Here is an 11,729-nt window from a genome sequence, read left to right as displayed (position 1 = left end):
CCACCATTGCGATCACGGAGCGGTGGACGGGTCGGGCCGCGTAGGCGAAGCGCAGCTACGCGCCCCGATCCACCCCACCGCCTAGTCATCTAGTGGTTGAGCCCAGATCAGAAATGTCGTTCGCGGCCAGCCCACAGATCACGTAGATTGCGCCGGTGACGCCAGACGATCAGCCCGCTGAGCACGCACATCGGCAGCAGGGCAGCCGGTCGTTGCCAGGCCAGCAGTGGCAAGGTCATCGGTGCAGCGGTGAGCGCCGCCAGCGAGCTGGTGCGGGTCAGGGTGAAGGTCAGCAGCCAGGTGCACAGCGCCAGCAGCGCCGCCGGTGGGTAGAGCCCCAGCAGCATGCCGGCGGCAGTGGCGACACCCTTGCCACCGCGGAAGCGAAAGTAGATCGGGTAGAGATGGCCGATCACCGCCGCCAGGCCCAGCCAGGCCTGTTGTTGCAGGGGGAAGTCGAGGTGGGCGGCAATCAGTACCGGCAGCAAACCTTTGAACAGATCGCCAATCAGCGTGAGAATGGCCAGGCGTTTGCCTGCCACCCTGAGCATGTTGGTGGCGCCGGGGTTGCCCGAGCCGCTGGCGCGCGGGTCTGCCAGACCGGTCATGCGGCTGAGCAGGATAGCGAAGGACAGCGAGCCGAGCAGGTAGGCGAGGATCGCCAGCAGCCAAAACATGGTATCCATTCCGCGCCGGGGGATGGCCGATTCTAACGAGGTACGGCGAGCTTGTCGTGCCGTGGAGAGCATGCTTGGACACAGTGTTTATCGCAGGGCTGGAAGTCGACACCGTCATTGGTGCCTATGACTGGGAGCGCACCATTCGCCAATGCCTGCAGCTGGATCTGTGGCTGGGCTGGGACAACCGCTCGGCAGCCGAGGAGGACGACCTGAACCAGGCGCTGGATTACGCCTCGGTGTCGGCGCGTGTGCAGGCGTTTGCCAGCGAATCGCAGTTCATCCTGGTGGAAACCTTTGCCGAGCGCCTGGCAGCCCTGCTGATGAGCGAGTTTTCCATTCCCTGGGTGCGCCTGCGCGTGACCAAGCCAGGCGCCGTACCGGCCGCCCGTGGTGGTGTTGGTGTGGAGATCGAGCGCGGATGTCGCTAACGCCAATCCTGCTCGGCCTGGGCAGCAATATCGAGCGCGAGGCGCACCTACGCGCCGGCCTCGATGCCCTGGCCGAGATCGTCACCGAGATGCGCTGTTCGCCGGTATTCGAGAGCCTTGCCGTGGGCATCAAGAGCGGCCCGTTCTTCAACCTGGTGATCGCGGGCCTTACCGAGCTGCCCTTGACCGAGCTGGATCGCCGGCTGAAATTCATCGAAGCGGACAATGGCCGCTACGCACCGGATCGCAAGGGCCTGCCACTGGATATCGACGTACTGACCTACGGCCAGCTGGTGGGCAACTTCAATGGCCTGGTGCTACCGCGGGCGGAAATTCTCAAGAACGCCTTCGTACTCAGGCCGCTGGCGCTGCTGGTGCCGGATGTCGAGCATCCCGGAGTCGGGCGCAGCTTCGCGCAGCTGTGGGGTGAGGCGCGGATCGAGCAGCAGCTGTGGCCGGTGGCCTTCCAGTGGCGGGGCGTCGAGCTGACGCCCGACGAATTGCTGCCGTCGCCCTAGGGCCTGTCAGCAGGCCCTAGCTGTTTTCTCTGCCTTGCTTGAAGGCCTTGAGCGCAGCGAGACGCTCGCGATTGAGTGCCTCGCCCAGCTCGGCGCCTTTGTAGCCGCGCGCCAACAGTGGCTGTACGGCCACCTCGCGTACCGCGGCCATCGCGGCCAGCAGATAGGCCGCTTGAGGATATTCACGCTGTTCCAGGCCATGACGACCACGGGCGTCCATTTCGCAGGCGGCGACAAAGGCCTCGAAGCGCTGCGGGCGGCGGAACACGTCGAAGCGCTGCATCAGCTCCAGCAGTGTCGAGGCGCGCAACTCCAGGGCGCGATGGGCGTGGGTATGAAACTCGCCCACCAGCTCGGCCAGCTCCTGGCACTCCCTGGGCACCTTGCACCGGCTGTTGACCGCCTGAATCAGCGGGATGCCGCGGTGTTCATGGGCGATGTGCCGTGGCCAGTGCGCAGGGTCGGTCTTGCCCTTGCCCACATCATGCAGCAGGCAGGCCCAGCGCACGGCCAGCGGCTGCTGGTGTTCGGCGCACTGGCGCAGCACGGCCTGCACGTGAACGCCGGTGTCGATCTCCGGGTGATGAGCGGCAGGCTGCGGCACGCCAAACAGCGCGTCGACTTCCGGCAGCATGGCCGCGAGGGCACCACAGTCGCGCAGCACGCCGATGAACACGTCGGGCCGCGGCTCCATCAGGGCGCGGGAAATCTCTTTCCAGCTGCGCTCCGGGGTCAGGGCATCGAGCTCGCCGGATTCGGCCAGTTGGCGCATCAGCTCGAGGGTCTCCGGCGCTACGCTAAAGCCCAGCGGTGCATAGCGCGCCGCGAAGCGGGCCACGCGCAGCACACGAAGCGGGTCCTCGGCAAAGGCCGGCGAGACATGGCGCAGCTGCCTGGCCGCAAGGTCACGCTGGCCGCCGTAGGGGTCGATCAGCTTGCCGTGCTGGTCTTCGGCGATGGCGTTGATGGTCAGGTCGCGGCGGATCAGGTCTTCTTCCAGCGTCACTTCGGGGCTGGCGTGAAAGGTGAAGCCGCCATAGCCGCGACCGCTCTTGCGTTCGGTGCGGGCCAGGGCGTACTCCTCGCCCGATTGCGGGTGCAGGAATACCGGGAAATCCGCGCCCACGGGGCGATAACCCTGTTCCAGCATGGTTTCGGCCGTGGCACCGACCACCACCCAGTCGATCTCGGTCACCGGGCGGCCGAGCAGGCGATCGCGCACGGCGCCGCCAACTTTGTAGATCTGCATAAGAGTCTCCATCATGCGCAGAGGATACCCGCTGCACTGGAGCCTGTCGCCGCGCCTAGAGCGGTGGGATATGCAGATCCAGGCGCGGAGGATCGCCATCCGCCGCGCCATCACTTCTGGGCGGCACGTGCTGGGTGGTGACGATGCGGTCGCCCTGCAGGGTCTGCAGATGGATGTCGAAACCCCACAGGCGATGCAGGTGCTTGAGCACTTCTTCGGTGGAGCTGCCCAGCGGTTTGCGGTCGTGCTGGAAGTGGCGCAGGGTCAGCGAGCGGTCGCCGCGGCGGTCGATGCTCCAGATCTGCACGTTGGGCTCGCGATTGCCCAGGTTGTACTGGGCCGCCAGGGTTTCGCGAATGCTCCGATAGCCCGGTTCGTCATGGATGGCCGGTACGCTGAGTTCGTCTTTCTGGTCGTCGTCGAGAATGCTGAACAGCTTCAGGTCGCGGATCACCTTGGGCGACAGGTACTGGAGGATGAAGCTCTCGTCCTTGAAGCTGGTCATGGCGAATTTCAGGGTGCTCAGCCAGTCGCTGCCGGCGATGTCCGGGAACCAGTGACGATCCTCCTCGGTGGGCTCTTCGCAGATGCGGCGGATGTCGCGGTACATGGCAAAGCCCAGGGCGTAGGGATTGATGCCGCTGTAATAGGGGCTGTCGAACGAGGGCTGGAACACCACGCTGGTGTGCGACTGCAGAAACTCCATCATGAAGCCGTCAGTCACCAGGCCCTCGTCGTAAAGGTCGTTCATCAGGGTGTAGTGCCAGAAGGTCGCCCAGCCTTCGTTCATCACCTGGGTCTGGCGCTGTGGGTAGAAGTACTGGGCGATCTTGCGCACGATGCGGATCACCTCGCGCTGCCAGGGCTCGAGCAGCGGCGCATGTTTTTCCAGGAAGTAGAGGATGTTTTCCTGCGGCTCGGCCGGGAAGCGCTTGTTGTCGCCATCACCGGCCTTGCTGGCGCTTTTCGGGATGGTGCGCCACAGGTCGTTGATCTGGCGCTGCAGGTGCTCTTCGCGATCCTTTTGGCGGCGACGCTCTTCCTCGGCAGAGATGGGGTAGGGGCGTTTGTAGCGGTCGACGCCGTAGTTCATCAGTGCGTGGCAGGAGTCGATCAGGTCTTCCACGGCATCAATGCCATGGCGCTCCTCGCATTGGGTGATGTACTGCTTGGCGAATACCAGGTAATCGATGATCGAACTGGCGTCGGTCCAGGTGCGGAACAGGTAATTGCCCTTGAAGAAGCTGTTGTGCCCGTAGCAGGCGTGGGCGATCACCAGCGCCTGCATGGTGATGGTGTTTTCCTCCATCAGGTAGGCGATGCACGGGTCGGAGTTGATCACGATCTCGTAGGCCAGGCCCATCTGCCCACGGCTGTAGGATTTCTCGGTGCTGAGGAACTGCTTGCCATAGGACCAGTGGTGATAGCCCAGGGGCATGCCGACAGAGGCGTAGGCGTCCATCATCTGCTCGGCGGTGATCACCTCGATCTGATTGGGGTAGGTGTCGAGCGCATAACGCTCGGCCAGCCGGCTGATCTCCCGGTCGTAGTCGCGAATCAGCTCGAAGGTCCATTCCGAGCCCGTGGACAAGGGTTGGCGCTTTTTGCTGCTCATGTGGCGAGCCTCCGCTGGAACAGTTCGCGGAATACCGGGTAGATATCACCCGCCGACACCAGTTGCTGCTGGGCGAAGGTGTCGGCGAAGGCTTCGGCGACCCGTTCGTACTCGAACCACAGCGCCTGGTGCTCGCGTGGGGTGATCTCCACGTAGGTGAAGTACTGCACGAACGGCATGATCTGCTTGATCAGGATGTCGCGGCAAATTGGTGAATCGTCGTTCCAGTTGTCGCCGTCGGAAGCCTGGGCGCCGTAGATGTTCCATTCGTTGGCCGGGTAACGCTCGGCCATGATCTCCTGCATCATTTTCAGCGCGCTGGAGACGATGGTGCCGCCGGTTTCCCGGGAGTAGAAGAACTCTTCCTCGTCCACTTCCTTGGCGCTGGTGTGGTGGCGGATGAACACCACGTCGATCTTGTCGTAGTTACGCTTGAGGAACAGGTACAGCAGGATGAAGAAGCGCTTGGCGACGTCCTTGGTAGCCTGGGTCATGGAACCGGACACGTCCATCAGACAGAACATCACCGCCTTGGAGCTGGGGTTGGGGTGCTTGACCAGCAGGTTGTACTTGAGGTCGAAGGTATCCAGAAACGGGATACGGTGAATGCGCGCGCTGAGGCGTTCGGTCTCGGCCTCGAGCAGTTGGATGTCGCTGAAGTTGTCCGGCTCCTCGCGGCGCAGGCGCTCCAGTTCGGCTTTTACCTCGCGCAGCTTGGCCCGGCTGCTGCCGGACAGCGCGATGCGCCGGGCATGGGCCGAACGCAAGGTACGCACGATGTTGATGCGCGACGGGTTGCCTTCGCTGCTGATGCCGGCGCGTACGGTCTTGAAGGTTTCCGCGCCGGTGAGGTGGCGCTTGACCAGGTTGGGCAGCTCCAGATCCTCGAACATGAAGTCGAGGAACTCTTCCTGGGTGATCTGGAACACGAACTCGTCCATGCCTTCGCCGGAGTTGCTGGCCTTGCCGGCACCCTGGCCGCCGCCACCGCCCTGCGGGCGAGGAATCCGTTCACCGGCGACGAACTCCTTGTTGCCCGGGTGCACGACGGTCTGCTTGCCGCCGCGGCCATGGTGCAGCACCGGCTCGTCGATATCCCGGCCGGGAATGCTGATCTGCTCGCCGTGCTCCATGTCGGTGATGGAGCGGCGGCTGACGGCGTCTTCCACGGCCTTCTTGATGTGGTCGCGGTAACGCCGGATGAACCGCTGGCGGTTCACCGTGCTCTTGTTCTTGCCATTGAGGCGACGGTCGATCACGTAGCTCATACCAGCCCTCCGGGCACTACCGATGCAGGCGACGGCGAGGTGGCCGTCGCCTGCATCAGAGGCCGCTTACTGCGATTTACGTACGCGCAGATACCATTCGGACAGCAGGCGCACCTGCTTCTCGGTATAGCCGCGCTCGACCATGCGTTTGACGAAGTCGTTGTGTTTCTGTTGATCCTCCTTGCTGGCTTTGGCGTTGAAGCTGATGACCGGCAGCAGGTCTTCGGTGTTGGAGAACATCTTCTTCTCGATCACCACCCGCAGCTTCTCGTAGCTGAGCCAGGTCGGGTTCTTGCCGTTGTTGTTGGCGCGGGCGCGCAGCACGAAGTTGACGATCTCGTTGCGGAAATCCTTCGGGTTGCTGATGCCGGCCGGCTTCTCGATTTTCTCCAGTTCCTCGTTGAGGGCCACACGGTTGAGGATCTCGCCGGTTTCCGGGTCGCGGTATTCCTGATCCTGAATCCAGAAGTCCGCGTACAGCACGTAGCGGTCGAAGATGTTCTGCCCGTATTCGCTGTAGGACTCCAGGTACGCGGTCTGGATCTCCTTGCCGATGAACTCGATATAGCGCGGCGCCAGGTATTCCTTGATGAAACGCAGATAGCGCTCGCGGGTTTCACCGGGGAACTGTTCCTGTTCGATCTGCTGCTCCAGCACGTAGAGCAGGTGCACCGGGTTGGCGGCGATTTCATGGGGGTCGAAGTTGAAGACCTTGGAGAGAATCTTGAAGGCGAAGCGGGTCGACAGGCCGTTCATGCCTTCATCGACACCGGCCGAATCGCGGTACTCCTGAATCGATTTGGCCTTGGGGTCGGTGTCCTTGAGATTTTCGCCGTCGTAGACGCGCATCTTCGAGTAGATATTGGAGTTTTCCGGCTCCTTGAGGCGCGACAGGGTGGAGAACTGCGCGAGCATCTTCAGGGTGTCAGGGGCGCAATGGGCATTGGCCAGGGAGCTGCTGGTCAGCAGCTTGTCGTAGATCTTGATCTCGTCGCTGACGCGCAGGCAGTACGGCACCTTGACGATGTAGATACGGTCGATGAACGCCTCGTTGTTCTTGTTGTTGCGGAAGGTGTGCCATTCCGATTCGTTGGAGTGGGCCAGCAAGATGCCGTTATAGGGAATCGCGCCCAGGCCTTCGGTGCTGTTGTAGTTGCCTTCCTGGGTGGCGGTGAGCAAGGGGTGCAGCACCTTGATCGGCGCCTTGAACATCTCGACGAATTCCATCAGCCCCTGGTTGGCCCGGCACAGCGCGCCCGAATAGCTGTAGGCATCGGCATCGTTCTGCGGGTATTCCTCGAGCTTGCGGATATCCACCTTGCCGACCAGGGCGGAAATGTCCTGGTTGTTCTCGTCGCCAGGCTCGGTCTTGGCGATGGCGATCTGGTTGAGGATCGAGGGGTAGAGCTTGACCACCCGGAACTGGCTGATGTCGCCGCCGAACTCGGCCAGGCGTTTGCTCGCCCAGGGCGACATGATGCTGCCGAGATAACGGCGCGAGATACCGTAATCCTCTTCGAGGATGGCGGCATCTTCTGCAGCATTGAACAAGCCCAGTGGTGATTCGAAGACCGGTGAGCCCTTGATGGCGTAGAAGGGCACCTTCTCCATCAGTTGCTTGAGCTTTTCCGCCAGGGACGATTTACCGCCACCCACCGGGCCCAGCAAATAGAGGATCTGTTTCTTTTCTTCCAGGCCCTGGGCCGCATGGCGGAAGTAGGAGACGATCTGCTCGATGCATTCTTCCATGCCGTGGAAGTCGGCGAAGGCGGGGTAACGGCGGATCACCTTGTTGGAAAAGATCCGCGACAGCCGTGGATTATGGGAAGTATCGAGCAGCTCCGGCTCGCCGATGGCCATCAGCAGGCGTTCGGAAGCGCTGGCGTAGGCACTGCGATCCTGTTTGCACAGTTCGAGGTACTCCTGCAGCGAGTACTCCTCCTGGCGGGTCGCCTCGAATCGTTGCTGGAAGTGACTGAAAATACTCATGACTTCACCTCGCTCGATACTTGGAGCCGGCCGGGATCGGTCGAGCGGGTGCATGCAGACTCGGCGCTTGCGCTACCGAGGTGAATCCCCCAACACCCCGTAGTCAGTCAGAACCTCAAGGTCGGCCTGTCCGTGGCATGGCAGGTTCAAGGACAGCCGCCATGCTTACCCTGCATGGCGTATCGGCTGCCTTCTCCCGCCTGACCCTGTGTTGCGTGGTTCTGGCTGGCTGCTGAAGGTGAGTACCGATGGCCCGTTCGGCCGGTTGGCCGGCTACCTGAATTGGGATGGCCTAGAACAAGGATAGTTGGTAATCGGCAAGATCAAGGTGCAATTGCCGTGCTAAGCGTCATTGCAACCCTGCACTGGCTGCCAAAGCCAGTATTGGCGGGGGGCTGGCCTGGGAAAATATTTATGACCGGCCATCGCGGCGAGTGGGGCGATGGCCGGCGTCGTTTCAGTCCGCCTGGCTGGACTCGGTGTCCTGCGGGTAGGTGCTGCGCCACAGCTCGAAGCCGCCGTCGAGGCTGTACACGTCGGAGAAGCCCTGACCGACCAGATAGGCCGCGGCGCTCTGGCTGGAGTTGCCGTGGTAGCAGGCAACGATTACCGGGCCATCCATATCGGCCTTGGCGATGAAGTCCGGCAGGGAGTAGTTGTCCAGGTGCTGGGCGCCGCTGATGTGGCCGGCGGCAAAGCTTTGCGGATCGCGGATGTCGACGACCACGGCACCTTTCTCGCGCAGTGCCTGGGCCTGTTCAGGGGGGATGCGTTTGAACTCGCTCATGCTGTTTCCTCGCTACAGTCGCAGTGATGGTATTCGCCGCTGTCGATGTTCATCAGGGTCATGCTGCCGCCCCACACGCAGCCCGAATCCAGGGCGAACACCCCGGGCTCGTCGCAGTGACCTTCCAGGGCTGCCCAGTGGCCGAAGATGATCTTCTGGTTACGGGCCTTGCGCTGCGGGTGGCTGAACCAGGGGAGATAGCCGGGTGGTGCGGTGTCCAGGCCTTCCTTGCTCTTCAGGTCCAGGGTGCCGTCTGCCGTGCAGAAACGCATGCGGGTGAAATAGTTGGTGATCACCCGCAGGCGGGCGATACCGTGCAGTTCCTTGTCCCAGCGTGCCGGCTCGTTGCCGTACATGCCATCGAGAAACATCGGATAGAGCGCATCGTCGCGCAGCGCATGCTCGACTTCGGCGGCGCGGCGCAGTGCCTTGCCGATGTTCCATTGCGGCGGTATGCCGGCATGCACCAGGACGGTATCGCGCTGTTCGTCGTAATGCAGCAGCTTCTGCTGGCGCAGCCACTCGAGCAGCTCGGCGCGGTCCGGAGCCTCGAGGATCTCGCGCAGGGTGTCACCGCGCTTGAGGCGCTCGATATTGCGCGAGGCGGCGAGCAGGTGCAGGTCATGATTGCCCAGCACGCAGACCAGCGCCTCGCGCATGCCGTAGAGAAAGCGCAAGGTCTCCAGGGACGCTGGGCCGCGGTTGACCAGATCACCGACCAGCCATAGCCGGTCGTGGGCAGGATCGAAGGCCACGCGCTCGAGCAGGCACTGCAGCGGTTTCAGGCAGCCCTGCAGGTCGCCGACGGCATAGGTCGCCATCAGTGCAGGGCCCCCGGGACAGCGAGGCGGAAGGGCGCGATCGGTGCGTCGAAGCGCTGACCATCGTCAGCCAGCATCTGATAGCTGCCCTGCATGGTGCCGACCTGGGTGGCCATTAGCGTGCCGCTGCTGTAGCGATGGCTTTCACCGGGGGCGATCAGCGGCTGTTCACCGACTACGCCGGCGCCACGCACTTCCTGAACCTGGCCATTGCCATCGGTGATCACCCAGTGGCGCGCCAGCAGCTGGGCGGGCAGCTCACCGCTGTTGCGGATGGTTACGTCATAGGCAAAGGCAAAACGGCTGTGCTCGGGTTGCGACTGCTCCGGCAGGTAGCGGGTGACGATGGTGACGTCGATCTGGTAGCGAGGGTCGGACATGGGCACTCGATAAGTCAGGGGGACGTGGGTTCTGGTTGCAGCGCGAGCCGGTCGGCCAGGCGCACGAAGGCGGCCAGGTCCAGTTGCTCCGGGCGCAGGCTGCCATCGACGTCGGCCGCCTCGATCTCGCTGGCCGGCAGCAGCGCCTTGAGGGTGTTGCGCAGCGTCTTGCGGCGCTGGTTGAAGGCTTCGCGTACCACCCGTTCGAGCAGGCGGTGATCCTTGGCCGGGTGCGGCAGCACCTGATGGGGCACCAGGCGCACGATCGCCGAATCGACCTTGGGCGGTGGGTTGAACGCGCCGGGGCCAACGTTGAACAGGTGCTCTACCTGGCAGTGGTACTGCACCATGATCGACAGCCGCCCCCAGTCGCCGCCCCCCGGGCCTGCCGCCAGGCGCTCGACCACTTCCTTCTGCAGCATGAAGTGCATGTCGCGGATCAGCTGGGCGTTGTTCAGCAGGTGGAAAATCAGCGGCGTGGAGATGTTGTAAGGCAGGTTGCCGACCACCCGCAGGCTGTTCGGCGCTGCTTGCAGGCTATTGAAGTCGAACTTCAAGGCATCGCCCTGGTTCAGGCGAAAGCGCGGCTCGCCCGCGAACTTGGCTTGCAGGATCGGGATCAGGTCCAGGTCCAGCTCGATCACGTCGAGTTGCGCGCCACTGTTGAGCAGGCCCTCGGTGAGTGCGCCCTGGCCCGGGCCGATCTCCAGCAGGTGCTCGCCCTCGCGGGCATGGATGGCGCGCAGGATGCGGTGAATCACCCCGGCATCATGGAGGAAGTTCTGGCCGAAGCGCTTGCGCGCGCGGTGTTGGTAAGGCTCGGACATCTGAAAAGCAGCTCCAGGCTTCAAGCTGCAAGCATCAAGCAAGCGCGTAAAGCGATCAGGCGAAAAGGCGCAGTTTAGCAGGGAACGCCTGTCGAGCGGCGCCGCTCGCCGCCAGTGGCAGCTGGCTCATCGGGCACCACGACTGTGCGCCATCTCGTAGGCGGTTTCCAGGGCAACCTGCAGGCTGCCGCAGTCGATGCGCCCGGTACCGGCAAGATCCAGCGCGGTGCCGTGGTCGACCGAGGTGCGGATGATCGGCAGGCCCAGGGTAACGTTCACCGCCGCGCCAAAGCCCTTGTACTTGAGCACCGGCAGGCCCTGGTCGTGATACATGGCGAGCACCGCATCGCAGTGCTCCAGGTGCTTGGGAGTGAACAGCGTGTCGGCAGGCAGCGGGCCGATCAGTTGCATGCCTTCGGCACGCAGTTGCTGCAGCGCAGGCTCGATGATCTCGGTCTCCTCGCGCCCCAGGTGACCGCCTTCACCGGCATGGGGATTGAGGCCGCAGACCAGGATGCGTGGCTTGGCAATGCCGAACTTGTCGCGCAGGTCGGCGTGCAGGATGCGCGTCACCCGTTGCAGGCGCTCGACGGTGATGGCGCTGGCCACGTCCTTGAGCGGCAGGTGGGTGGTGACCAGGGCGACCCTGAGCCCCTGGGTTGCCAGCATCATCACCACCTGGGGGGTGGCGGTCAGGTCGGCGAGAAATTCGGTATGGCCGGAGAACGCCATGCCCGCTTCGTTGATGATGCCCTTGTGCACCGGGGCGGTGACCAGCCCGGCGAAGCTGCCGTCCAGGCAGCCCTGGGTCGCCCGGGTGAGGGTTTGCAGGACGTAGGCGGCATTGGCTTTGCTCAGCTGGCCGCTGACCACCGGCTCGCCGAGGGGGGTATCCCAAACGTACAGGCTGCCAGCTGGCGCGGGGTGCCGGGGCCAGGCGCCGGGGCCGCTGTCGAGCAGGCTGATCGCCAGCCCCAGTTGCGCCGCGCGCGCCTGCAGCAGGGCGCGGCTGGCGATGCAGACCAGCGCATGGGCCTGCTGCTGGCGGGCAAGCAACAGGCATAGATCCGGGCCGATGCCGGCAGGTTCTCCAGGGGTGAGGGCGAAGCGCAGGCTATCGGGCATGATCCGGTCTCCAGGGCGGGCGAGCGTGATTCTAGCCCAGGC

At 63.6% G+C, this 11,729-nt stretch carries 12 protein-coding genes; 2 read left to right on the top strand and 10 right to left on the bottom strand.

Going from position 1 to position 11,729, the window contains the following annotated elements; translation table 11 throughout:
- Positions 1-107: 107 nt before the first annotated feature.
- Complete coding sequence (gene plsY / locus QYS36_RS21900) at positions 108-677, bottom strand: glycerol-3-phosphate 1-O-acyltransferase PlsY (RefSeq protein ID WP_308841484.1); 570 nt, start codon at positions 675-677, stop codon at positions 108-110.
- Positions 678-751: 74 nt separating this feature from the next.
- On the opposite strand from plsY, the gene folB reads away from it, so the two are divergent.
- Together folB and folK are read left to right on the top strand one after the other, a co-directional pair.
- Positions 752-1,108 (top strand): dihydroneopterin aldolase, encoded by a 357-nt coding sequence (gene folB, locus QYS36_RS21895; RefSeq protein WP_308841483.1) that lies wholly within the window; start codon positions 752-754, stop codon positions 1,106-1,108.
- Positions 1,099-1,626 carry a 2-amino-4-hydroxy-6-hydroxymethyldihydropteridine diphosphokinase gene (gene folK, locus QYS36_RS21890; protein WP_308841482.1) on the top strand — a complete coding sequence of 176 codons (528 nt, stop codon included), beginning with the start codon at positions 1,099-1,101 and terminating at the stop codon, positions 1,624-1,626. Before folB ends, folK begins: the two co-directional genes overlap by 10 nt.
- A gap of 16 nt (positions 1,627-1,642) precedes the next feature.
- On the opposite strand, the gene QYS36_RS21885 is transcribed toward folK, so the two are convergent.
- From QYS36_RS21885 to pdxA, 9 genes are all read right to left on the bottom strand, one after another.
- Positions 1,643-2,875 (bottom strand): multifunctional CCA addition/repair protein, encoded by a 1,233-nt coding sequence (locus QYS36_RS21885; RefSeq protein ID WP_308841481.1) that lies wholly within the window; start codon positions 2,873-2,875, stop codon positions 1,643-1,645.
- 55 nt (positions 2,876-2,930) lie between these two features.
- The gene (locus tag QYS36_RS21880; protein ID WP_308841480.1) at positions 2,931-4,490 is read right to left on the bottom strand and encodes a SpoVR family protein; all 1,560 of its coding nucleotides are present in this window, start codon (positions 4,488-4,490) and stop codon (positions 2,931-2,933) included.
- The gene (locus tag QYS36_RS21875) at positions 4,487-5,758 is read right to left on the bottom strand and encodes a YeaH/YhbH family protein (RefSeq protein ID WP_308841479.1); all 1,272 of its coding nucleotides are present in this window, start codon (positions 5,756-5,758) and stop codon (positions 4,487-4,489) included. Before QYS36_RS21875 ends, QYS36_RS21880 begins: the two co-directional genes overlap by 4 nt.
- Positions 5,759-5,824: 66 nt before the next feature.
- Positions 5,825-7,747 (bottom strand): PrkA family serine protein kinase, encoded by a 1,923-nt coding sequence (locus QYS36_RS21870; RefSeq protein ID WP_308841478.1) that lies wholly within the window; start codon positions 7,745-7,747, stop codon positions 5,825-5,827.
- 457 nt (positions 7,748-8,204) lie between these two features.
- Positions 8,205-8,534 (bottom strand): thiosulfate sulfurtransferase GlpE, encoded by a 330-nt coding sequence (glpE, locus tag QYS36_RS21865; RefSeq protein WP_308841477.1) that lies wholly within the window; start codon positions 8,532-8,534, stop codon positions 8,205-8,207.
- A complete protein-coding gene (locus tag QYS36_RS21860; RefSeq protein WP_308841476.1) occupies positions 8,531-9,355 on the bottom strand; it encodes a symmetrical bis(5'-nucleosyl)-tetraphosphatase in 825 nt (274 codons plus the stop codon). The genes glpE and QYS36_RS21860 overlap by 4 nt, the downstream gene beginning before the upstream one ends.
- Positions 9,355-9,735, bottom strand: a complete 381-nt coding sequence (gene apaG / locus QYS36_RS21855) for a Co2+/Mg2+ efflux protein ApaG (protein WP_308841475.1) — start codon at positions 9,733-9,735, stop codon at positions 9,355-9,357. Before apaG ends, QYS36_RS21860 begins: the two co-directional genes overlap by 1 nt.
- 14 nt (positions 9,736-9,749) lie before the next feature.
- Entirely contained in the window at positions 9,750-10,562 is an 813-nt protein-coding gene (gene rsmA, locus QYS36_RS21850; protein WP_308841474.1) for a 16S rRNA (adenine(1518)-N(6)/adenine(1519)-N(6))-dimethyltransferase RsmA, read from the bottom strand.
- A 126-nt stretch (positions 10,563-10,688) separates the two neighbouring features.
- Positions 10,689-11,687, bottom strand: coding sequence for a 4-hydroxythreonine-4-phosphate dehydrogenase PdxA (gene pdxA / locus QYS36_RS21845; protein ID WP_308841473.1), 999 nt, complete (start codon positions 11,685-11,687; stop codon positions 10,689-10,691).
- Positions 11,688-11,729: the final 42 nt, after the last annotated feature.

Origin of the sequence: Pseudomonas sp. G34, from assembly GCF_031119625.1 — a bacterium.
Taxonomy (GTDB): domain Bacteria; phylum Pseudomonadota; class Gammaproteobacteria; order Pseudomonadales; family Pseudomonadaceae; genus Aquipseudomonas.
Note: the sequence above shows the minus strand (reverse complement) of the source record. Positions and strands in the feature narration are given on the sequence as shown.